Raw genomic sequence first — 21,514 nt, forward strand, 5'->3', positions numbered from 1 at the left:
CCCTCCTGCGCGTTGCGTGCCCGATTTCATCGGCGCCGCCGTCCAGGCACGCTCGTTCGGTTTCTGCTAGACGACTGATGATCTGCGGCCGTGGGCTCGGCGTGAGCGCTGGTCCACATGGCTGCTGGCACGCCTCTGCTCGTGATCAGGCGGCTGCGAAAGCCGAAATATGGCGATCGAAGTGAAGCGCTGCCCGATTGGGGCCAAAAGCGGGCCATCTCGGCAGGCCCGGACCATTCGGATCGCCGTTCGCGGCGAAGGCTGCGATTGCGCCTCGAAACCGTTGGCTTAAGTCAGCGACCTCCTGCTCATCTGCCCCGGCTAGCATCGGTGCAGCTTTCCAGGTGTCGATGTTCCCGAACAGAAAAGGCAGATCGATGCAATGACAAGCTCCAAAAGCAGATTTGGGTGATTGCCAATCAAAGGAATAGCCATACGCCTTGCGCCCTAGCCTGGATTGCACGCTCGCGATCTCAAGGCTTTTGCCGAATATCGCGTCGGTGTGAAAATCACCCAAAATCGTACGAGGCGTTGCCGGGACGCGCTCCGAACAAATCTTTACGATCGTTGCGCTGGCCTCGTCTCCCAGTTCTGCCTCAAACAGCGCCTTGAGCTCATCCTCCGACAGCTTATCAAGCGCAGGATTTCCGGCACTGAATGCTGAGAATTCTTCCCGCGTCACGCCGATCATGACATCGCACCAATTGGCAGTGCCAGATCTGATGGTTTCGAGCGGCTGACGGGGAAGGAGTCCGTCGTCCAGGGTGGGCATGAAAGGCGGCGTGATGTCGCCTTTGACCGCTGGCGGTCGCTTGGCAAGGCTTCGCAAGCCGTCGAGCACCTGGACGATCGGCATGGTCTGCAGCTTGTTCGCTTCCTCCGGGCGGAGGCCAAACGCTTCAAGGATGGCGTTGGCCGCAGGGCGGGACTGGTCGGCTGTTCGCAACTTGATGCCCACGGGCGCGCTCATCATTATGGCCCGGGCAAACAACTCAGAATTGTCGGTGGCTCCGAGATGCGTCGCAATACTGAAGGCGCCGGCAGATTGCCCCGCGACTGTGATGCGGGCAGGATCGCCGCCGAAAGTGCCGATCGCGGCTTTAATCCAACGAAGAGCTGCCAGCTGATCGTGAAGTGCCAGGTTCAGGCCGCCGAAATCCAGTTGGGGCCATAGGCCGAGGATGCCAAGGCGGTAGCTGATAGTGACAACGACGAGGCCATTTTCCCTGGCCAGGACGCTTCCATCATAGCAGGGCAGCGATCCGCCTCCCGTCATGAACCCGCCGCCGTGGATGAAGACGAGGACGGGAGCGCCATTGCCTTCGGTATGAGTGGTCCAGATATCGAGGTGAAGGCAGTCCTCACTTTGATCGGCTGCATACGCGCCCATCACATCGTCGAGGCGGGAAGGCAGCTGGGGTGGAATCGGACCTGCCGTGATGGCATCGCGCACACCTGGCCATCGAACAGGTGCGACGGGCATCTTGAAACGCCGTGGGCCAACAGGAGCCTCTGCATAAGGAACTCCGTGAAACGCAACGACGCCTTCGCGTTTCGCCCCACGCAATTTCCCAAACGGCGTTGACAGCTCAACAAGCTCTGTGTCGTACATTTCTCTCTCCACAATCGCTCTGGGTTTTCCAAAAGGTGGGGTAGCGAAGGCCTTTAACCCGATGCCCTTCAATCCGGCTTATCAGCGGAAGCGCCTCGCGCCTTGAATGTATTCAGAGGACTTCGGAAAGAATTGAAGGATCCTGCAGCGTCACATCCTAGTCCTTCATCTGTCGGCGCAGAGGTACACCCGGGACTGGCCCGCGGAATGCTCCTTGCTTGCTTCGAATGCCCAGGCACATGGGGGCATTTTCCCCGGAACCAGGGGCTTCTTGCCCAACTCGCCTGCAAGGTTCACCCGCCGTGGCCAGCGGTCAACGAGCAAAAACCGCTTTCAGAAGATAGGTGCATTTGGTTGCGAGAACCGAATAATCCGGCGAAATCGGTCGACGGTTCGTGACGCCACCAACGCGGGGAAACCTCGGCTCGAACCGAAGAGGATGCTTCGACATGGTTCCCCGAAACCATTGTCGTGCCGAAACGTGGAGGCGAATGTGGATCTTGGCCTGAAAGGGAAAACCGCGCTGGTGCTGGGCGCGGGTGGCGGATTGGGTGGTGCAATCGCACGCTCGCTTGGAGCGGAAGGCGCGGCGATAGCCGTAGCTGACATTGACCGCGCTGCCGCCGAAAACGTGAGCAACGCCATCAACCAGGGCGGCGGCCGATCGATGCCTTTGACATGGGACTTGGGCGATCTCTCTGTCGTGGATGACAATGTGGCGGCCATAGAGGAGATGCTGGGCTCCGTCGATGTGCTGGTCTCCGTCACCGGCGGTCCTCCGCCGGGTGCCATCGTCGGCCAGTCTCTGGAGACCTGGCGCAAATTCTTCGACAGCATGGTTCTGTCAGTAATGGCCATAACCGACCGTGTCGTGCCGGGGATGAAGGAGCGTGGTTGGGGCAGGGTAATCACATCGACCTCGTCAGGCGTGGTTGCGCCTATCCCGAATCTCGGCCTCTCCAACGCTCTGAGAAGCTCGCTCGTCGGCTGGTCCAAGACGCTCGCTGGCGAGTTGGGGCCCCACGGGATCACGGCAAACATCGTCATGCCGGGGCGTATTGCGACAAAGCGGATTGCTTTCCTTGATGAGAAGAAGGCGGCCCGCGAGGGGCGCAATGTCGATGACGTATCACGTGAAAGCATCGCTTCGATACCACTCGGCCGTTACGGCGATCCCTGCGAATATGGGGACACTGTCGCCTTCCTGGCCAGCACACGCGCTTCCTACATCACGGGCAGTTGCATTCGTGTCGATGGCGGTTACATCGCAAACATCTGACGATCACCGATCGCTTTATGGGCTTGCCTCACACGAAGGTGGGAGCGAACCGGATAGAATCCTTCGGAAGCTGGGCAGGGCGCCAGGGCTGCGCCTTCGCGTAAAAGAGGATGCTCGACATTGCTTACAAGCCAATCAAAGGGGGTTTATGCCATAGCTCCGACCCCCTTCCTTCCGGACGGCACGCTCGACGAAGCCTCGATTTCGCGGATGGCGGAATTCTACATAGCCAAAGGCGTCGATGGTCTCACCGTCCTGGGCCTCTTGGGCGAGGCGAACAAGCTCGTGCCTGAGGAGGCGGTCAGCGTAGTGAAAGCTTCTATCGATGGTTTCAAAGGACGTCCAGTAATCGTGGGCGTGTCCTCGCCGGGGCTGCAGTCGATGCGCCGGTTGGCACGAGAAGCCATGGATTTGGGTGCGGCAGGAGTCATGTTTACGCCCCCCTCGGGGATGCGCACAGACGAGCAAATCGCCACCTATGTTCGCCAGGCTGTCGAGGCCATTGGTGCGGATGTTCCATTCGTTTTACAGGATCACCCCACCGTAACCGGCGTCGTCATGTCCTCGCAGTTGATACGACGCATCGTTCAGGAGACCCCTTCCTGCGTGATGTTGAAACATGAAGACTGGCCGGGTCTCGAGAAGATCAGCCTGCTTCGTCGCTGGCAAAGCGTTGGAGAGATGCGTGACCTGGCCATTTTGTGTGGGAACGGTGGTCTATTTCTCGACTGCGAGATGGCGCGCGGGGCCGACGGAGCTATGACCGGATACGCCTTCCCCGAGATGTTGGTCGATGTGGTTGCACATCACAGTGTCGGCAATCGTCAGGCCGCGCAGGATATCTTCGAGGCCCACCTGCCGCTGCTGCGGTATGAGCAGCAGCCAGCCGTCGGACTGGCCGTGCGTAAGTACATTCTCCAGAAACGAGGTGCAATCGCGCACGGCACGTTGCGCGCACCTGGATCCTCACTCGGTTCTGAGGCGATCGCAGAGATAGATTTCCTGCTGGAGCGATTGTCCGGGCACGATCGGAGCGCTGTTATCTAGATGGATTGTAACCGCTGTTCTCAGGCCACGGCCTGAAGAGGCGAGGGGGCACAAGCCCAGGGAAGCAGGACATCGATCTGGTTTGCGTGTAGCCGGCAACGATGCGGATGATGATGTCGAAGAGATTGGCGTACAAGTCGACGCCGTTTCCCAGGGGTGTTTAACCCCCTCCTATAGCCGCTTAGCTTCAATAATCCTGCGCAGGAATCCGCGTGTTCTCTCCTTCTTCGGATCACCAAGGATTTCCTGCGGGGGCCCTTCTTCGTGCACGACCCCATCGCAAAGAAAGCAAATTTTCGACGCGACTTCACGGGCAAATCCCATCTCGTGGGTGGCAAGAAGCATGGTCATGCCGTCGGCCGCGAGGTCGCGAACAATGTTCAGAACCTCGGATACCAGCTCCGGGTCCAGAGCCGACGTAATTTCGTCCAGCAACAACACTTGCGGGTCCATCGACAGTGCGCGGATGATTGCCGCCCGCTGTTGCTGACCGCCGGACAAGCGGTCGGGATATTCCTTTGCTTTGTGTTCCAGCCCAATCCGCTTCAACAGCGCCATGGCGCGATCCTGGGCCTCAAGACGGCTTTGACCGAGCACACGCACCGGTGCGAGCACCACATTCTCCAGAATAGTCATATGAGGGAATAGGTTGAAGCTCTGAAACACGATTCCGATATCACGCCTCAATGCATCAACATTCACCCCTGGACCGGTGATGCGATCGCCATGGACACGAATCTCGCCACCATCGATCTCTTCCAGTCCGTTGATGCAGCGCAATAGCGTGGACTTGCCGCACCCCGAGGGGCCGATAAGGCAGACAACCTGATGTTCATCCACGTTTAGATTCAATCCAGCCAGCACAGGGTGCGGCCCAAAGTGCTTTTTGACTCCGCTGATTTCCAGGAATGCCATGACGGTTTAGCTGCCTCCAATTCGCATGCGCCGCCGATCACGTGCGATCATTCGGTCAACCAAGCGTGTCTGCGGAATTGTGATGGCAATGAACAACAGCGCCACGGTCGTCACCGGCGATAGATTGAAGTTGTTGCTCGCTACGATGATCGACTGATTGAATGCGTCGATAGTGCCGATCACATTGACTAGGGCTGTATCCTTTTGCAGGCTGATGAACGAATTCAGCATGGGCGGAATGATGTTGCGTACCCCTTGTGGCACAACCACGTAACGCAGTGTCTGCATGTACGACAGGCCGAGCGAGCGCGCTGCGGCAGTCTGGCTCCAATGGATGCTTTCGATTCCCGCGCGATAGATTTCGGCGGTATAGGCGCCATTGGTCAGCGTCAGGGCGATGATTGCTAGGGATTCTTGCGATAGATCCTTCAGGACCGGTAGGTGCGTCAGCGGCAGACCAAAGCCGATGAGATAGATGGTAATGATGCCAGGCAAACTGCGAAAGATGTCGACATAGAACGTCGCAAGCATCCTTACCGGCCTCCCTGCAGAGCCCGGTGCCATGCGCGCGATGGCAATGACCAGGCCCCATATCAGGACCAGGATCTCGGCTACCATGAAGATGTAGATGTTGATCCAGAACGCCTTCACCATCAGCCAGAACGAACTGCTGATGAGTGGTATGTAGAAGAAGACACGGCTAACGGCCAAATTATTGACGACGAACAGGAGAACCGTCAGCAGGACAACCACCAGCGCTCCTGCAAATCCCATGGCGACCAGGCTTGAGTTGCGCGATTCTGCGCCTTTCACACGCGCTTGAATGAGGTCATTTACGGCCTGAGCCGTGATCGCTGCCCGCGCCAGACGGACGGCTCTGGCGGCGGGCACCATCAAAGCCACCGCAGATAGCCCCAAAGCAGCTAGCACGGCTTCGGCCAGCGGAGTGGCCGCCTGCACGGCCTCCAGCGCCATGCCGACCTCATATAATGTGGCCCAGGAAGCCACCACGACGAGGCCCGTCACCAAGAGTGCCACAAGTCCCAAGGGGAGGGGATTGCGCGGCGGGGTGCCCGCGTGAAACGTGCGTGTTAGAGCGACGGCTCCATGCAGCGCTACGTCGCCCGACGCTCCTATAGCCGACGGGTGTGTTTTGTCTCCGCTGGTCGTCACGGCTGGAAGTATTCGATCTTGGAGGGATCCACGCCCCAGGCGGCTCCGAGGTACTTCGCGCCTAGGGCGCTCATAGTACCATCCCGTTTCATGTCATCGATGATGGCATTGACAGCCGCGACATTCTGCGAGCCCTTCGGAAAGACACCGCCGTAGGCCGCTCCTGTATGATATTGGCCAACGACGGTGAACGCACCCTGCGATTTTGCCGCGAAGCCCAAAAGGTAGGCAGTATCAGCAGCCACCGCATCGACCTGTCCAGCCTGAAGGCCCGCAACCAAGGCCGGAGAGGTCGTGTAGACCTTTACCTCTTGACTTGGTTTCAAAGTATCCATGATGAATTCGGCGCCTGCAGTCCCCTGCTTTACGCCGATACGCATCTGCTTCACCGCAGCGCTGTCAACTTTCGTCCCGGCCTTTGCCAGGATGCCGATGTCCGAGTCGAAATAGGGGCTGGAGAAGTCCACCACCTGTTTGCGCGGTTCCGTGATGGTCGCTTCGGCGAGCGCGATGTCGAAGTTGTGGGTATTTCCGCCAATCAACTGCGCCCAGGATGCGTTCACCAGAACCACCTTCGCAAGGCCGGCGCGAGCCGCGATCTCTGCGGCCATGCAGAACTCGTAACCGTCGGCAATCGTATCGGGCGTGTCTCCGTTAAACCAACCTGGCGCCGGAAGGCTTACCTCGACCGTCAGTTGGCCAGGGGTAACCGGATCGATGTGATACGCCCCTTTTGTCCCGGTCACCTGACAATTGCCATATTGTCCCGCCGATGCGGTTCCGGCTGCCAAGACCGTCAGTGCAGAAACAGCGACGAGCCGCAGCCAATATGGCTGACCACGCGAATGGAGCATAAATTTCGATTGCCTCGGCGCTCGGCTACGGTGGCGCACGTCCGGCAGCACCGAGGCGGACAGTTTGTGCGCGACGTTGCCTATGATTGAGCCGATCGACATTTAGCAGTTCCCCTTTTTCTTGTTCGCTTTGTGGCTGCTGTCCTGGAATGCGAAGCAAGTCAAATCCCATGTGCAGCGTTTCGAATGCTATGAATCGATGTCGCTCCCACCAAACAGAAAAGACTGTGTTCAGACCAAACAATAACTTTGTTGCGGAGGTGCGCGCACCGGGTTTAGCGTGTTAGCGCCTACGAAATTGCGCTTATTATTCCGTGGCTTGATCGGCAAAATAACAACCTAAATTCCACGATAGCCGTGATCTCGCGCGTCTAGGTTGGATGAATGGCAGATGGAATACCAAGACCAATGCCATTTGCCTTTCCGGCACTAAACCCGCCCTTCACCCCCGTTGCATGGAGCACCAGCTGTCATGAATGACGCTTACGGTCGCTTGTTCCCAGCAGACCTGCAGAGTGAAATCAGAAAACGCTTCCTGCTTGTCGACAACGACGCGCAGGGTGATGCGCGGCTTTATTTCGAGAATGCCGGGGGATCGCTCAGGTTGAAGGCGGCGCTCGATGCCCTTGTTCGGGTCGACCGGATGCCCGACGCAAGCGGCCGGATACATGAGACGGCGGCTGTCCTGAGGCAAATTCTGCGCCGGGGCGAGGACGACGCCCGGCTGCTTTTCAATGTGGAAGGCGGCACGGTCTACGCGACGCTTACTGCGTCGGCCGCGATGTTTGAAATGGTCCGGGCGATTGCCGAAAACGTCCCTGGCGGCAACATGGTGACAACCATACTGGAACACCCGGCCTCATTTGATCCCATGTCGATCTACGCGGCGAAGTTCCAGAAGGAACTGCGAATTGCCCCCAGCAACCCTGTGACCGGCGGTGTGGACGTAGACCAAATCATTGGCCTCCTCGATGAGGATACGTGCCTGCTTAACGTCATGCAGGCTTCAAACGTTTCTGGTGCGAAATTTGACATCGAACAGATTGTGCGGCGGGCAAGAACTGTCAAACCCGACCTCTTCATCCTTGTGGATGCCGTCCAACATGCACCGCACGGCATTATCGACCTGCAACGGGCTCCGGTCGACGGTATTAACATCGCCCCCTACAAGTTCTTCGGCGTTCGTGGCTCCGGTTTCACCTGGCTGTCGGAGCGCTTGGCGGTGCTTCCGCATCCTCAGATTGAAGGACTGGCAGCGAACTATTGGGATCTCGGAAGCTCCGCTCCATGGCAGTTTGCCGTCCTAACCGAGATCGTCAACTATGTGTGTTGGCTCGGGGCAAGTCTCGGAAATATTGGCGAGCGGCGTGCGCAGTTTGTGGCCGGTATGGAAGGCATCGAACTGCATGAAAGGGCGCTTTTGCAACGAATGCTGGATGGCACAAACGAGAGATGCGGACTCCGAAAGCTGCCTCGCGTGAAGGTCCATCTGGACTATGAAGATCTTACAAAGCGGGATCTCATCGTGGCGATAGGCTTCGACCATCTCGACTCGACCAGCGCAGTGCAGGAATATGAAAAGCGGGGCGTGATTGTATATGAGCGGACCACGAAAAGTGTGTTTTCAAAACGGATGCTTGAATCCTTCGGGCTCACCGGGGCAGTGCGCATTTCGCCCATCCATTGCCATAGCGCAATTGACATCGACAGGTTCCTTGAGGTCACGGCCGATTTGAGTGCTCTCGGCCAGTAGCGCGTGACCGGCAGGGAAAGGCGGGATGTCAACGCGATCGTCCATCGGGCGATTGCTACCATGGCGACTTTGTGTCTCCCGGAAGCAGCCGGTCCGTTGACCCATCCGCACAGGCCATCGCGCGGCTAGAAGGTCAGAACAGGTTCAGGCAATCCAGCAATGTCAACAGACCGCATGAAGACTGCGCCACCGACATCGTTTGCCTTTGTCACCTCCGGTGTGCGGCTGTCCCAACCCGTAGTGACGCACAAGGTCGTGAGCTCTGGTCCCCCCGAAACATAGGCTCGTGACAAAGGCGGCTGGCAAATAGAGTGATCGACGGAGTGTCCCCTTCGGGTTACCGCCATCCCGGCGGTCGAAGGGAAAGCGCGGATCTTTGCAGTGGCCATGTTGGCGATGAAAGTTGGTGCATCGAGTTCGATGCCTCTCACCATGCCGATGCAGGCTGACCGCTACGGCCTTAGCTAGGGCTCAGCGGTGAAACCGATTAGGGTTTGACGCCGCGCATCGTGGAGGAGGATTTTACCGTGGTCACCAATAACGCGAAGGATCTCGAGAAGCTCTACGCCAAGGAGCCAATTCCCCCAGGCTTGAAATCATCGTTCCTCAACTTGCTCCAAAGTGACGGCGCGCGCTGTTTGGTGCGGTGCTAGCAGACGTTGCCCGTGGCCGCTATTCAGCGCGGGGGAGGCGGTAGCCGGTCTGTGGCTTAGAAATAGACGTCGTCGCGGTCCTTGATTGGGGTCAATTCCGCGCCGCAAAGCTCCTCACCACCCACCAGTTGGAAGAAGAAAGCCGCGACGGCTAAACGCCACGTACCAAAAAAATGTAAATGTTCTGGCTATTCTTTCAGATCGATGATCATGGCAGTTCAACTAAACCGTTCTTCCATCACCAGAATGCCCTGAAACATCTCGTCATTCACCTAATTGGTCTTCAAGCGTCCAACCCGGTTTTCGGCGATCCAACGCGCGGCTAGTACCAATGCGCCCATGCTGAAATCCTTCCCATGCTTTGCCACCATTTCTTCGGACAGCTTAGCCAGCCTGTCGAAGAACTCATCCTTGCTCTCTTGCTCGGTTGTGAGTTCGGTCTGCATTATGTCCTCCTTTTTTAAACGGGCTGCGCCCGCTATTTAAACATCTGCGCTGGGAAGGTGATGATCGCTGCGGTGCCGTCGACCGTGCCTACAGCCAAGTGCTGCCCGTCGCTGGACCAGGCAAGCGCGGTTACCCCGCTGCCCAAGGGCCGCACAAGAAGTTCGTCGCGTCCGCCGATCAGGGCGACGGTGATCCTGCCGTTGGCGAAGCCTGCTGCGACAAGTTTCTTCTGCGGATGCGCTGCCACCGTCTCGACCAGAACAAGACCGGCGCGACCGGTTTCCAGCGCTCCCGCGGTTTCGCCGTCAAGCGGCGGCGCGGTCATCGACCAGCCGGCAATCCGGAAAGCCCCCGAAGCAAGCAGCGCATTCTCAAGCCTGCTCCAGGACACTGCGCGGACCTGCGACGGAAATCCCGCAACGACACCGCTCAAACCGTCGGCGATACTGACCAGGGCAAAGCCGCCTGTTTCGAGGCCGCAGGCCAACCATGCGCAATCGTCGCTCCACCGTATCGATGTCGGGCGCGCCGGGAAGGAGAAGTCTCGTATTAGACTGGCGGACCCTTCGATGGCCCAGATCGACAGTCCGTTGCCCAAGCCAGAGGCGAGGCGGCGTCCGTCGGGAGAGAATGCCAGTGCGTCAGTCGACGATGTCCCGTCGTGTTCCAGCCTCGTCAAATCGCCACGGTCGCGCGACAGAAAAACGTCGTGCCCGTCGCTGACCGCCGTCAAGGCTGTCCGTGCACTATGATCGATGGCGACGATAGGCCCTTCGATCTTGATCAGCGCCTCCGCCGCTTCGCCTTTAGCCGTCAGATGCACTACTTCGCCGGCCGCCGTACCGATGAGGAAGCCGGAATTCAGGTAGGCGGCGATTGGGACATCGTCATCACCAAATGATGCGGACGCGATCAATGGCACCGGCGGCTTCTCGCGCGGGCGAATCGTCGTCTGTCCGAGATCGCCGCTCACCCGGATCCGCGATTCCGGCGGTTCTTGGTCGACGACCGCGGCAATGGCGACGGTTCCGTCGACGGACGTGAAGGCAACGGTCGAGCCGTCGGCGTTGAAGCAGAGGTCGGCGACCGCCGACGGGCGCCGCCAGCTACGTGCCAGCAGGTCGAACAGGCTCAGGCTTTGTACTGTTTGTTGGTTCACTCTATGTCTCCCATCGATCCTGGTTCGCTGTCGAAGCGAGCTCGCGATCGACATCCGCGATTTCGCCTTCGGCAAATGCGATACGCTCCTCGCACGCCGTGCGCGCGTTCATGATCGCCTCGGCGCCCTCTTCCGTCTCATGCAAGTCCTGCACCAGTTGCGTGCTGGAGCCGCTCCTGCCGATCTCGAGTTCCACGCGCAGCACGTCCATCTCGAGGCCGGCGAGCTTCTGATTGAGCCGCAATGCCTCGGCGGTGAGTGCCGAGACATTGCCGACAAGTGCCAGCCGGCGGTCGAGCAGCACCTCCCGCGTAGCGGCTTTCACTGAAGTCGCCATCATTTTCCCTCCTGGGCTGTCGGCCCGGTCGGGTTTTCGAAGGCCGAGAGCAGCTTGGGCAGCGTGTGGGCCTGCGACTGGAATTGCTTCTCGGCCGTTTCGATGTGGCTCTTGAGCTGGTCCCAGATGTCGACGCGGATCATCGATGTGGTGTCGCCGGTGAGGCGCTCGATCTCATCGACACGGAACTGGCGCGTCAGCGAAACACCGGAAAACACGAAGTCGCGCAGCAGGATCGCATGGCTCTCGATGAACAGATGGATCATCGGATGGGTCTGTGTCGTGACGCCGCCGGCGGCGAGTTCGGCCCGGATGAAGTCCTGGAAATGGCTTTGCAGCCGGTACTGGCTTTCGCCCATGAAACGCATAACGAAAACCAGGTCGCGCGGCATCAGCCTGACCAGATCGCCGGTCACCCCGTCGGCCTGGTTGAACATTGGCCGGGCCGGCCCGCGGTTGTCTTTGTCGTTTGACATCATTTTCTCCGGGACTGCGCCCCGTCCAAGGTTTGCCCTTAGATAGTAGAGAAAGGAAACCTAATGAATAGATGTTGCAAAAAATTGATTATATTGCGTTTGCGAACCAAATATATTGCAGCGCAAACGTGAATGAATGTTACAAGCGTAATATACATGTGTAAAATATTGTTACAGTTGCATGTGCGTTTGCAGGCGGGACAGACTGAGATTTCGCTCAGAGCGCGGCTCACGAGCCCTGTTTTCAAACTGGCACGGCGATTGCTTTACCTGTTTGTATAAGAAGCCCATCGCGCTTGACGCGGTGCCAAAAGAACGAAGGACCGGAGGAAGCAGGAACAGGGTACATCAGCTTCGAGACACCATCGCAAATGCGGTAGGCGTCTCGATCGCTCCCTGCCAGACGCCTCGAAAACCTTTGCCGCGATCCACTTGAATGGCCGGACCACGAGTCGCGCCTGAATGCGCAACCCTTTGTCATGCCGTTCGCACTCTCACTGGCGGTGCTGTGTGCCGCTTCATGCCGGGGTCAAGGGACCCGCGGCTCAAACCTGGTGGAGGCTTATGACCATGACGTCTCTGACGCTCAACAAGATCACCTCGCAACGCGGCATCTCCGTGGGCGAGGCGACCAAGAAGATTGCCGACCTCGGCTGGAATCCTTCCTACGTCCAGGAAGCGATGACCTTTCCGACCGACTACAAGATCAACAAGACGCCGCGCGACCCGATGAAGCAGGTCCTGCGGTCCTATTTCCCGATGCAGGAAGAGAAGGACAACCGCGTCTACGGCGCGCTCGATGCGGCGCTGCGCGGCGACATGTTCCGCAATGTCGAGCCGCGTTGGGTCGAGTGGATGAAACTCTTCCTCGCCATCATTCCCTTCCCGGAAATCTCGGCCGCCCGCTCGATGGCGATGGTCGCCCGCATTGCACCCGGCGAGGAACTCAGAACCGGTTTCACCATGCAGATGATCGACGAGTTCCGTCACTCGACGATTCAGATGAATTTGAAGAAATGGTACATGGAGAACTACATCGATCCGGCCGGCTTCGACATCACGGAGGAAGCCTTCGGAAAGTGCTACGCCACCACCATCGGCCGTCAGTTTGCCGAAGGTTTCATCACCGGCGACACGATGACCGCCGCCTGCATGTATTTGACCGTGGTGGCCGAGACTGCCTTCACCAACACGCTGTTCGTTGCCATGCCGTCGGAAGCCGCCCGCAACGGCGACTATGCGCTGCCGACGGTCTTCCTGTCGGTGCAGTCGGACGAAAGCCGGCACATCGGCAATGGCCACTCGCTGCTGATGGCGGCGCTCAAGGAGCCGGAAAACCACCTCCTGCTCGAGCGCGACTTGCGTTACGCCTTCTGGCAGAACCACGCGATCGTCGATGCAGCCATCGGCACCTTCATCGAATACGGCACCACCAACCGCGACAAGAACAAGGAGTCCTACGCGGAAATGTGGCACCGCTGGATCTATGAGGACTACTACCGCACCTACATGCTGCCGCTCGAGAAATACGGCATCAAGGTCCATCATGACGACGTCCAGGCTGCCTGGGAACGCATCACCAAGAAGAACTACGTCCACAAGGTCGGGCAGTTCTTCGCGGTCGGCTGGCCAGTCAATTTCTGGCGCATCGAAGCCCAGACCGACAAGGACTTCGAGTGGTTCGAGCACAAGTATCCGGGCTGGTACGCCGAGTTCGGCGACTTCTGGAAATGGTACGCCAAGCTCAGCCACAAGGGCGAGAAGGTGCTGCTGTTCAACAGCGACGTCGGCTACGTCTATCCGCACCGCTGCTGGTCCTGCCTCGTTCCCTGCCTGATCCGCGAGGACATGGTGGTCGGCGAGATCGACGGCCAGTTGCACACCTTCGCCCACGAACTCGACAAGTGGACTGCGACGGTGGCGTTCGCCGACGAGTATCAGGGCCGTCCGACGCCCGCCATGGGCCGCTTCAGCGGCAAGCGCGAGTGGGAGACGCTCTATGACGGCTGGGATCTGGCCGATGCGATCAAGGACCTGAACTTCGTCCGTTCCGACGGCAAGACGCTGGTTCCGCAGCCGCATAACCAAGAGGCCGAGTTCCGCAGTGCTTCATGGCCGCGTGGTAGGCATGGGAGCTGTGTAGCTTTGAAACGCTTGATCAGCATTCGCGGCCACGGGGTGCTTACCCTGGCCGCGTTGTCTGGCCGGGTCAGTGTGGCCGAGGATAGCGGGTGTGAGTGGTAAGCCTGACAGGCGTTAGAGGGCCGAAGTCTTTCTCCGATAGGATCTTCCAAGCAGTGTTTGCCCTCGCGGCATCCCAGCACACCTTGGAGCAGAAATAATAGCGAAAAGGACGCGCCAGAAATTTCTGTTCGCACATTATGCAAGTCATAGCGATGGTTTCACCCGGTGATGCAAGAATATTTATTTCAGGAACTGTAAGAGTAGACTTCGATCGTTCAAAAACGACCAATGCGATAGGACCGCAATTCTACCATGCGGTCGGTGCGCGTTCTTGCTGTGACTTCCGCGCCGGTTGCAGATTCTGCCGGGCTCGCAAAGCCCCCCAGACGCTAAGGTTGTCTTAGGGGGCGGTCGGCTAAGCTCGGGATTGTTGGCTTAAATCGCCCACGTGTCATGCCGCGAGAGCCGCGACGTGGGCATTGAGCGTCCTTGAAGCGCCATTTGCCCATCGCTACGGCCTGCGAGGCACTACTGCATAGACCATCCATGGCTGACCACGAGCGACTGGCCGGTCAGCGCGCTGGACGGGAAGGCCGCGAGAAACAACGCCGCCTCCGCCACGTCCTGCACAGTCGTGAATTCGCCGTCGACGGTTTCCTTCAGCATGATGTTTTTGACGACTTCCGCTTCAGATATCCCGAACTCGCGGGCCTGTTCCGGTATCTGCTTTTCCACCAGCGGCGTGCGAACGAACCCGGGGCAAATCACATTGGCACGGACGCCGTGGGCGGCACCCTCCTTCGCTACGACCTTAGCCAGGCCGATCAAGCCATGCTTGGCTGTCACATAGGACGCTTTGAGCGGCGATGCTTCCTTGGAATGCACCGACCCCATGTAGATGATGCTGCCGCTGTTCTGCTTGTACATCTGCCGCAGGGCGGCGCGGGTGGTCAGGAAGGCGCCATCGAGGTGGATGGAAAGGAGTTTCTTCCAGTTTTCGAATTCGAATTCGACGAGAGGGCCGACGATCTGGACACCGGCGTTGCTGACCAGAACGTCCAACCGGCCAAAGGCACGGATCGCTTGATCCATGCCAATGTCGACCTGCTCCTCATCGCCGACATCCATAGCGACTCCGAGCGCACGTTTGCCCGTCGGATCGATCTCGGTCGCGGTTCGCTGGGCCGATCCCTGATCGAGATCTGCGATGACCACTTTTGCCCCCTCACTGGCAAAGGCGAGTGCAATTTCCCTGCCGATGCCGCTGGCCGCTCCAGTGATCATAGCCACTTTGTCCACGAGCCGGCCGTCGGGATTCGCGGCCTGCTTGGCCGACAGCGTTTCAATCCGCGACTGCATGGGTTTTTCCTTTGCCGTATGAGGGCTTCGTCTCAGCAAGATAGTCATGGACCACCGTCCCGAGCGGCAGGGTCAGATCCGCAATGATGTGCATCGCCGACATCACCTCCAAGACGGGCAGTTCGGCAACCGGGGCCAGCGCGTGCGACCAGAGATCGAGCGACGCCGGGCCGTGCCACGCTTCCTTAAGATCGATGTCTTCCAAACGGTATTCGACGAGTTCACAGATACGCGGCTTGCCATCGACATGGGGGATGATCTTAAGCAGGAAATTGGGTCCGCTGAGTGAGGTCCTTACGGATGCGAGTTCGGCAGCCCGGTGTTTGTAGCCCATCGTTGCGGTGGCGACCCGGACCGGACCATAGTCGAGCGTGCCCACAACAGTATCGGTGTCCACGCGGAGCGTGGGACTGGCTAGTTTCTTTGGGAAACCCCACAGTTCGCGGCCACCTGCGATCGGCGGATGATCGTCAAGAAACATGCAATGAGTGTAGCTGCCATGGCGGCCGCGAAAGGAGACAGGAATGACCTGTCCACTTTCCGTGTAGTCGCCGAAGCCCGAAGAGTCGGGCATGCGGATGAACTCGAATTTCACCAACGGGTCGGGCACATCAAGCGGTTCCGGCACAAGCTCGCGCAACTTCCTCGGATCCGTCCGATAGGTGATGATCAGATACTCGCGATTTCGGAAGCGATAAGGACCGACTGGATAGGCGGGGTTGGTCAGAGGCATGGCGAAGGCCGTTTCCCGGACGCTGTCTTGCTTCATGGTGGAATTCCTTGGTGGAGCGGTCTGCTGGGCTCAGAAAAGGCCGGTTTGAACCTTGGGGTTTGGATCGCAGTCTCAGTCGCGTTTGCGTTGCGGCCGCTATTGCTGCCCGTGCTCGGTGAGATCGTAGGTGCTGACTCCGTCCAGATTGTTCGGCCTGCTCAATGCCTCTGGGTGACGCAGCGTGCGCGCCGCGTCGAAGTAGCCGGCTTGCCAGTGGTCCTCCATCGACAGCCGCGAAAATTCGTAGTCCTTCGAGTGAGTCTCGTACTGCCTCGACCTGTAGATCAGGTGGACCAGCTTGTAGACCTTGTGGTCTGCAAGCTTGCTCAGCATGGTGGCTTCATCGCTGCCGAGCAGGTCGGGGGGGAGCTTTGCAAGCAAGCCGGCAAGTGCGTGCCGGGACCGCTGGTGTTGCTTGAACTGGTCGGTGTTGGCGCGCGTGCGGCTGGAATACTGGATTTCTTTCTGCCTTGTCGCAACGTCGGCAAGATTGCGAGGAAAATCACCCCGGGCGCTCCAGAGGTCCACCTGGAAGGCGAGCGTGTCCTGTCGAGGTCCGTGCTCGGCCACCCATTGCAATGGAGTGTTCGAGATAAGGCCACCGTCCCAGTAGAATTCACCCTCGATCTCAACTGCCGGAAAGCCTGGCGGCAGCGAGCCGCTCGCCATCACGTGCTCTGGGCGGATCTTGTGGGTTTGATTGTCGAAGTAGACGAAATTGCCCGTGCACACGTTTACGGCGCCTGCGCTGAAACGCATGCCGCCTGCGTTGATCCGGTCGAAGTCGACAAGTCGTTCAAGCGTGCTCTTCAGGTGCGTGGTTTCGTAAAAGCTTGTGCCCTCGATTGCACCACCCGGGCGGAGCCAGGGAGCGGGTTGCCGGAGGTTGAAAAAGCCCGGTGCGCCGGCAATGGCCGCGCAAGCTGCGCTGAACTGGTTGAAGAGCGCGCGGGGCAGGTCGCCTTTGGGGGCGAGGACACCGGCAGCGGCAGCCCAGTCGAGCAGGGGGTTGGCCGTAATCTCGCGCCAGAACGCCCTCAGCTTTGAGACCCTTTCGGAAGGTTCGTTACCGGCTATGATTGCGGCATTGATGGAACCGATGGACACGCCGGCAACCCAGCCCGGATGAATGTCGGCTTCCGCAAGAGCCTCATAGACTCCCGCCTGGTAGGCCCCGAGCGCGCCTCCACCTTGCAGCACCAGGGCAATGCATTCGAAGGGCAGATGCTGGCCCCCTGATTTGAAGTGCTGGGACTGAACATTCATGGATGCATTCCTTACTGGTCTTGTTCGGATACGCTTGGGCTGCGAGAACCGGAGCGGAGATTTGTACGCCGGTTGGCTGAGCAAATTTCATATTGCACAACTACGTCAAATCGACTATTTGGTCAATATGACATTTGCGTAACGGTGCAATGCAAAAAAGGCAGGACAGATGGCGAAGGTTGATTTGGCGCGCAGGGCAGAGATCGGACGGGAGAAGCGAGAAAGAACGCGTACCCTGATCCTGGATGCCGGGACGATGCTAATGGCAGAACGGTCTCGCGAGGCGGTTACAGTCGATGCAGTAGTGGAGGCAGCCGGCGTCGCGAAGGGCACCTTCTACTACCACTTTCAGAGCATCGACGAACTGGCCGCGGCAATAGGTGAGAAACTAGGCGAGAGCTTCGACGGGGTACTTCGTGATGCACGCCTCGCATTGGAAGATCCGGTCAAACGTCTTTCGTTCGCTTTCACGAAGTTCTTGGAAAAGGCGATCTCGGACCCGAACTGGGCACGTCTGGTCGTTCAGAGTTCTCAATCGCGCGGCGAGTATGCGCGAGGGGTCCGGACGAACCTCAAGGCCGATATCGCGCAGGCGATAGTCCAGGATCGGCTGAGCATACGGGACGTAGACCTGGCAGTAGACATCGTGATGGGTATATGGCTCCAGGTGACGAGGGGCATTCTTGATCGTGGCGCTAGACCCGACCTGACACAACAGACCGTCGAGTCGGCACTTCGCGCCCTCGGCGCATCGCGGTCGGACCAAGAGAACGCCTGGAAAAAATGGCCATGATATTGCCATCCACGATGTTCTGCCTTTTCGCCACGGCGATGTCTGCTCACGCGCGGTGACTTTGCTTAGATGGCGGTGGGGTTGGTGCGAAGAGGCATAGGGGGATGGCTAAATTGAATTGTACCATGCTTGCGGAATCATGCGGAACGATACGGGAAGAATTCTGAATTTTGGCCCACGAAAAACGTAGCGGTCGGCTAACCTGCCAAGGTTGCGCCAAGCCGCTTGGAAATTGAAACAATCCAGGTTCGCAGCTCCGGCCCAAAAGGTTTTTCCAGCATCGCCCGGTCCCAGGCCAGGAAATAGGGCTCCGGCAGCCTGATGCGCTTGTCGAACGGCGCCACAAGCCTGCCCGAGGCGATGTCGTCGGCGGCCATGGACAGTTGTGCCAGCACGAAGCCCCTGCCGTTGGCCGCAGCATCGATCGCGGCGCTCGACAAGGAGAAGGCGACCTCACCTGACGCTTTCCGGTAGGACGCACCGATGCTTGCGGCCCATTCCGCCCAACCCGGCGGCGAACGGTGGTCGCGGGCCCATTCTATGCTGAGAAGCGGCAGGTCGAGAATGTCGGCGGGTTTGAGCACCGGGTGCCTGGCGAGCAGCGCCGGCGAGCATGCCGGCACCACCCAATCCGTGAACAGTTCGGTGTAGTGATTGAAATCACGATACTTGTCACCGTACGAAATACGGAAGTCGACCTCTTCGGTATCCAGTCGGGGCTCTGTCTCGGCGCCGACCAGCCGCACGTTCGCGCCAGGGTGCCCAATCTGCCAATCCAGCAATTGCGGGCCGATCCATTTGCTGGCCAGAGATGGCAGGCAGGAGATCGTCAAAGTGTCCGCCGAACGGGCCCGTTCGATGACGTCCTGAGCCTCGCGAATCTGTTCGAATCCGACGGAAACCGCTGCGTGATAGACCCGGCCCAATGCCGTGAGAGCCACGCTCCTGCCGCGGCGTTCCAGCAGCCTCGCCTCCAGGGCCTCTTCAGCCTTGCGGATCTGCTGGCTGACGGCGCCGACCGAGACTCCAAGTTCGTTTGCAGCAGCCGTCACGCTGCCACGCCTGCCGAAAGCCTCGAAGGCCTGTATCGCACGCAGCGGGGGCGTCTTGTTCACCTGGGCAGATCCTGGGGTCAGCTTGATTTAGTTTTTCTAAAATAGAACGCAGATGCAAGCCCTATGTCGTTCCAAGCCCGCGAGATATTCGTTTGGGCGTTCACAAGCTGGGGAGGACGCCATGTTTCTTCGAAACTGCTGGTACGTTGCCGCATGGGATCATGAGGTCGCCGACCGGCTGGTGCCCACCCGGATCCTTGGCGAGGATATCGTTCTCTACCGACGGACCGATGGCGTGGTGGCTGCGCTCGAAGACGCTTGTCCGCATCGCAAGCTGCCGCTGTCGATGGGCCGCATCAAGGGCGACACGGTCGAATGCGGCTATCACGGCCTGACCTTCGACAGCACAGGAACCTGCACGCGTGTGCCGGGCGCGGAAAAGATACCGCATGTCGCCTGCGTCCGCTCCTATCCGATCGCCGAACGCTACGGACTGCTCTGGATTTGGATGGGCGAGCCGGCAAAGGCCGATCCCGCGCTGATCTTCGAAGTCGACCACTGGGGCGATCCGGCATGGGGCGTCAACCCCGGCGAATCCATGGCGCTCGATTGCAATTACCTCTACATGACCGACAACCTGCTCGACCCTTCGCACGTGTCCTGGGTCCACCAATCGTCCTTCGGCGGTGTCCAGGCCATGGAGGACGCGCCGCTTGAAACCACGGTGGGAGCGGACGGCGTGACGGTATGGCGCTGGGTGGTCGATGCCGTACCGGCGCCGTTCTATGCGCCTTTCCTCAAATTCTCCGGCAATTGCGATCGCAAGCAGCATTATGAAGTGCGTTACCCCTCCAACGCGATCATCAAGGCGATCTTCGTGCCGGCGCGCACCGGTGGGGAAGGCAAGCCGCTGCATGAGGACGTGTTCCTCATGGACAGCTACAACTTCATGACGCCGGTCGATGAGAACCAGACGAAATACTACTGGTTCCAGATGCGCAATTTCGCTCCCGACGATCTGGAGGTTTCGCGCCAGTTCGCCACCTCCGTGCGTGGCGCCTTCGACGAGGATCGCGTCGTGCTCAATGCCGTGCACAAGGGCATGGCCGGCAAGCGCACGCCCAATCTCGATCTCAAGATCGATGTCGGTCCGCTGCGCTTCCGCCGCAACCTCGCCAAGCTGATCGCCAGCGAGAGCCAGGAATTGGCGGCCGCCGAATGAACGCATTCACCGCCCGCGACACTATTGCAAGCAGCGGGTTTCGCGACCTGAAGGTGGTTGCGAAGGTGAGGGAAAGCGCTGTCATCACGTCGTTCCATTTCGAGCCGGTCAATCCACGCGACTGGCGCGACTTCGAGCCGGGCCAGTTCCTGGTGTTTCGCGTTCCGGTGCCCGGGAATGCCGCTGGCGAAAGGGGGTACGTGCTGCGCAATTACAGCGTCTCCTGTTCGCCGGCCAGCGAGGGCCGCTACCGGATCAGCGTCAAGCGTGAAGCTGCACCCGCGCCGGGTCTGCCCGACGGAGCAAGCTCGTGCTTCCTGCATGACCGGATCGATGTTGGCGATGTACTCCAGGCCGAAGGGCCCCGCGGCGATTTCTTGCTCGACAAGGCCAGCAGCCGTCCGGTGGTGTTGCTCAGCGGCGGTGTCGGGCTGACGCCCATGGTCTCGATGCTGCATGCGGTGGCTGCCATGCCGGATCGCCGTGCCGTCTTCGTTCACGCCTGCGAGAACGGCGACGTGCATGCCTTGCGCGCCGAGGTCGCGAACCTTGTCGCCACGCGGCCTGGGCTGGTCGCCCATTACTGCTACCGGTCCCCGTCGGAGCGCGACAGGGCCGACGGGCATTTCCACAGCGAAGGCATGATTTCAAAGGATGTGCTGCAACGCCTGCTGCCGATCGACGACTATGATTTCTACCTTTGCGGCCCGCCGCCGTTCATGCAGGCGATCTACGCCATGCTGCGCGAACTTGGCGTGCCGAGGCATCGCATCGCCTACGAATTCTTCGGCCCGGCAACAGTGCTTGAGCCTGATGCCGCGCGAGCCCCTGCCGCGCAGGCGCAGCCGGCACGGATCGAGCCCGCGGGCGAGGTGGCCACTGTGCAGTTCCGAAAATCGGGCCTGACAGCGATCTGGGATGGCAAGGCGGCATCGCTGCTCGACTTTGCCGAGGACCAGGGCCTGGAGCCGGAATTCAGCTGCCGGTCCGGCATCTGCGGCACATGCAAGTCTCGGCTGGTCTCGGGTGAAGTCGCCTATTTCGCAGAACCGTTGGACGAGTTGGGACCAGGCGAAGTGCTGCTGTGCTGCTCCAGGCCACTCGGATCAGTCGTTCTGGACATTTGACAAGATCGTCGTGCCACGCGTGGCCAGGGGA

General features: G+C 59.4%; 19 protein-coding genes. 7 read left to right on the top strand and 12 right to left on the bottom strand.

What is annotated here, in order from left to right; all coding sequences use genetic code 11:
- Nucleotides 1–145: 145 nt before the first annotated feature.
- Nucleotides 146–1,612, bottom strand: coding sequence for a carboxylesterase/lipase family protein (locus LB556_RS22560; RefSeq protein ID WP_224569927.1), 1,467 nt, complete (start codon nt 1,610–1,612; stop codon nt 146–148).
- A 493-nt stretch (nt 1,613–2,105) separates the two neighbouring features.
- Here LB556_RS22560 and LB556_RS22565 point away from each other — a divergent pair, with 493 nt between their 5' ends.
- Both LB556_RS22565 and LB556_RS22570 read left to right on the top strand, forming a co-directional pair.
- On the top strand, nt 2,106–2,891 hold the full coding sequence (locus LB556_RS22565) for an SDR family oxidoreductase (protein ID WP_224569928.1): 786 nt from the start codon (nt 2,106–2,108) through the stop codon (nt 2,889–2,891).
- 120 nt (nt 2,892–3,011) lie between these two features.
- Nucleotides 3,012–3,938 (top strand): dihydrodipicolinate synthase family protein, encoded by a 927-nt coding sequence (locus LB556_RS22570; RefSeq protein WP_224569929.1) that lies wholly within the window; start codon nt 3,012–3,014, stop codon nt 3,936–3,938.
- Between the two features lie 171 nt (nt 3,939–4,109).
- On the opposite strand, the gene LB556_RS22575 is transcribed toward LB556_RS22570, so the two are convergent.
- The 3 genes from LB556_RS22575 to LB556_RS22585 all read right to left on the bottom strand — a co-directional run bounded on the left by LB556_RS22575 (nt 4,110) and on the right by LB556_RS22585 (nt 6,982).
- Complete coding sequence (locus LB556_RS22575) at nt 4,110–4,853, bottom strand: amino acid ABC transporter ATP-binding protein (RefSeq protein ID WP_224569930.1); 744 nt, start codon at nt 4,851–4,853, stop codon at nt 4,110–4,112.
- A 6-nt stretch (nt 4,854–4,859) separates the two neighbouring features.
- Nucleotides 4,860–5,828: an amino acid ABC transporter permease gene (locus LB556_RS22580; protein ID WP_224569931.1), complete on the bottom strand. Its 969-nt coding sequence runs from the start codon at nt 5,826–5,828 to the stop codon at nt 4,860–4,862.
- Nucleotides 5,829–6,022: 194 nt separating this feature from the next.
- Complete coding sequence (locus tag LB556_RS22585; protein ID WP_224569932.1) at nt 6,023–6,982, bottom strand: ABC transporter substrate-binding protein; 960 nt, start codon at nt 6,980–6,982, stop codon at nt 6,023–6,025.
- A gap of 370 nt (nt 6,983–7,352) precedes the next feature.
- Here LB556_RS22585 and LB556_RS22590 point away from each other — a divergent pair, with 370 nt between their 5' ends.
- Entirely contained in the window at nt 7,353–8,633 is a 1,281-nt protein-coding gene (locus LB556_RS22590) for an aminotransferase class V-fold PLP-dependent enzyme (RefSeq protein WP_224569933.1), read from the top strand.
- A gap of 925 nt (nt 8,634–9,558) precedes the next feature.
- On the opposite strand, the gene LB556_RS22595 is transcribed toward LB556_RS22590, so the two are convergent.
- Genes LB556_RS22595 through LB556_RS22610 form a run of 4 tightly spaced genes read right to left on the bottom strand, consistent with a single transcriptional unit; the run spans nt 9,559 to nt 11,708 of the window.
- Complete coding sequence (locus LB556_RS22595) at nt 9,559–9,732, bottom strand: hypothetical protein (RefSeq protein WP_224569934.1); 174 nt, start codon at nt 9,730–9,732, stop codon at nt 9,559–9,561.
- Between the two features lie 32 nt (nt 9,733–9,764).
- A complete protein-coding gene (locus LB556_RS22600; RefSeq protein WP_224569935.1) occupies nt 9,765–10,892 on the bottom strand; it encodes a WD40 repeat domain-containing protein in 1,128 nt (375 codons plus the stop codon).
- A 1-nt stretch (nt 10,893) separates the two neighbouring features.
- Nucleotides 10,894–11,232 (bottom strand): hypothetical protein, encoded by a 339-nt coding sequence (locus LB556_RS22605; protein ID WP_224569936.1) that lies wholly within the window; start codon nt 11,230–11,232, stop codon nt 10,894–10,896.
- Nucleotides 11,229–11,708 carry a hypothetical protein gene (locus LB556_RS22610; RefSeq protein WP_224569937.1) on the bottom strand — a complete coding sequence of 160 codons (480 nt, stop codon included), beginning with the start codon at nt 11,706–11,708 and terminating at the stop codon, nt 11,229–11,231. Before LB556_RS22610 ends, LB556_RS22605 begins: the two co-directional genes overlap by 4 nt.
- A gap of 561 nt (nt 11,709–12,269) precedes the next feature.
- Between LB556_RS22610 and LB556_RS22615 the strand changes: the two genes are divergently transcribed.
- A complete protein-coding gene (locus tag LB556_RS22615) occupies nt 12,270–13,949 on the top strand; it encodes an aromatic/alkene/methane monooxygenase hydroxylase/oxygenase subunit alpha (protein ID WP_224569938.1) in 1,680 nt (559 codons plus the stop codon).
- 468 nt (nt 13,950–14,417) lie between these two features.
- Here LB556_RS22615 and LB556_RS22620 read toward each other — a convergent pair whose 3' ends face one another.
- The 3 genes from LB556_RS22620 to LB556_RS22630 form a co-directional block, all read right to left on the bottom strand.
- On the bottom strand, nt 14,418–15,248 hold the full coding sequence (locus tag LB556_RS22620; RefSeq protein WP_224569939.1) for a 3-hydroxybutyrate dehydrogenase: 831 nt from the start codon (nt 15,246–15,248) through the stop codon (nt 14,418–14,420).
- Nucleotides 15,232–16,017 carry an acetoacetate decarboxylase gene (locus LB556_RS22625; RefSeq protein WP_224569940.1) on the bottom strand — a complete coding sequence of 262 codons (786 nt, stop codon included), beginning with the start codon at nt 16,015–16,017 and terminating at the stop codon, nt 15,232–15,234. The genes LB556_RS22620 and LB556_RS22625 overlap by 17 nt, the downstream gene beginning before the upstream one ends.
- Before the next feature lie 99 nt (nt 16,018–16,116).
- Entirely contained in the window at nt 16,117–17,286 is a 1,170-nt protein-coding gene (locus tag LB556_RS22630; protein WP_224569941.1) for a patatin-like phospholipase family protein, read from the bottom strand.
- A 169-nt stretch (nt 17,287–17,455) separates the two neighbouring features.
- Here LB556_RS22630 and LB556_RS22635 point away from each other — a divergent pair, with 169 nt between their 5' ends.
- Entirely contained in the window at nt 17,456–18,079 is a 624-nt protein-coding gene (locus LB556_RS22635; RefSeq protein ID WP_224569942.1) for a TetR/AcrR family transcriptional regulator, read from the top strand.
- A 197-nt stretch (nt 18,080–18,276) separates the two neighbouring features.
- On the opposite strand, the gene LB556_RS22640 is transcribed toward LB556_RS22635, so the two are convergent.
- Nucleotides 18,277–19,194, bottom strand: a complete 918-nt coding sequence (locus LB556_RS22640; RefSeq protein WP_224569943.1) for a LysR substrate-binding domain-containing protein — start codon at nt 19,192–19,194, stop codon at nt 18,277–18,279.
- A 121-nt stretch (nt 19,195–19,315) separates the two neighbouring features.
- Between LB556_RS22640 and LB556_RS22645 the strand changes: the two genes are divergently transcribed.
- On the top strand, nt 19,316–20,356 hold the full coding sequence (locus LB556_RS22645; protein WP_224569944.1) for an aromatic ring-hydroxylating dioxygenase subunit alpha: 1,041 nt from the start codon (nt 19,316–19,318) through the stop codon (nt 20,354–20,356).
- Nucleotides 20,353–21,483, top strand: a complete 1,131-nt coding sequence (locus LB556_RS22650; RefSeq protein WP_224569945.1) for a 2Fe-2S iron-sulfur cluster-binding protein — start codon at nt 20,353–20,355, stop codon at nt 21,481–21,483. The genes LB556_RS22645 and LB556_RS22650 overlap by 4 nt, the downstream gene beginning before the upstream one ends.
- The last annotated feature ends 31 nt before the right edge of the window (nt 21,484–21,514 follow it).

The organism is Mesorhizobium sp. ES1-4 (assembly GCF_020164745.1).
GTDB lineage: Bacteria > Pseudomonadota > Alphaproteobacteria > Rhizobiales > Rhizobiaceae > Mesorhizobium.

Bases quoted from the DNA above. Each gene is read 5' to 3' on its own strand.
- LB556_RS22580 (WP_224569931.1), bottom strand. From the start codon at position 5,828: ATGGCGCTGGAGGCCGTGCAGGCGGCCACTCCGCTGGCCGAAGCCGTG.
- LB556_RS22590 (WP_224569933.1), top strand. From the start codon at position 7,353: ATGAATGACGCTTACGGTCGCTTGTTCCCAGCAGACCTGCAGAGTGAA.
- LB556_RS22645 (WP_224569944.1), top strand. From the start codon at position 19,316: ATGTTTCTTCGAAACTGCTGGTACGTTGCCGCATGGGATCATGAGGTC.
- LB556_RS22560 (WP_224569927.1), bottom strand. From the start codon at position 1,612: ATGTACGACACAGAGCTTGTTGAGCTGTCAACGCCGTTTGGGAAATTG.
- LB556_RS22650 (WP_224569945.1), top strand. From the start codon at position 20,353: ATGAACGCATTCACCGCCCGCGACACTATTGCAAGCAGCGGGTTTCGC.
- LB556_RS22595 (WP_224569934.1), bottom strand. From the start codon at position 9,732: ATGCAGACCGAACTCACAACCGAGCAAGAGAGCAAGGATGAGTTCTTC.
- LB556_RS22625 (WP_224569940.1), bottom strand. From the start codon at position 16,017: ATGAAGCAAGACAGCGTCCGGGAAACGGCCTTCGCCATGCCTCTGACC.
- LB556_RS22575 (WP_224569930.1), bottom strand. From the start codon at position 4,853: ATGGCATTCCTGGAAATCAGCGGAGTCAAAAAGCACTTTGGGCCGCAC.
- LB556_RS22610 (WP_224569937.1), bottom strand. From the start codon at position 11,708: ATGATGTCAAACGACAAAGACAACCGCGGGCCGGCCCGGCCAATGTTC.
- LB556_RS22635 (WP_224569942.1), top strand. From the start codon at position 17,456: ATGGCGAAGGTTGATTTGGCGCGCAGGGCAGAGATCGGACGGGAGAAG.
- LB556_RS22620 (WP_224569939.1), bottom strand. From the start codon at position 15,248: ATGCAGTCGCGGATTGAAACGCTGTCGGCCAAGCAGGCCGCGAATCCC.
- LB556_RS22585 (WP_224569932.1), bottom strand. From the start codon at position 6,982: ATGTCGATCGGCTCAATCATAGGCAACGTCGCGCACAAACTGTCCGCC.
- LB556_RS22615 (WP_224569938.1), top strand. From the start codon at position 12,270: ATGACCATGACGTCTCTGACGCTCAACAAGATCACCTCGCAACGCGGC.
- LB556_RS22630 (WP_224569941.1), bottom strand. From the start codon at position 17,286: ATGAATGTTCAGTCCCAGCACTTCAAATCAGGGGGCCAGCATCTGCCC.
- LB556_RS22605 (WP_224569936.1), bottom strand. From the start codon at position 11,232: ATGATGGCGACTTCAGTGAAAGCCGCTACGCGGGAGGTGCTGCTCGAC.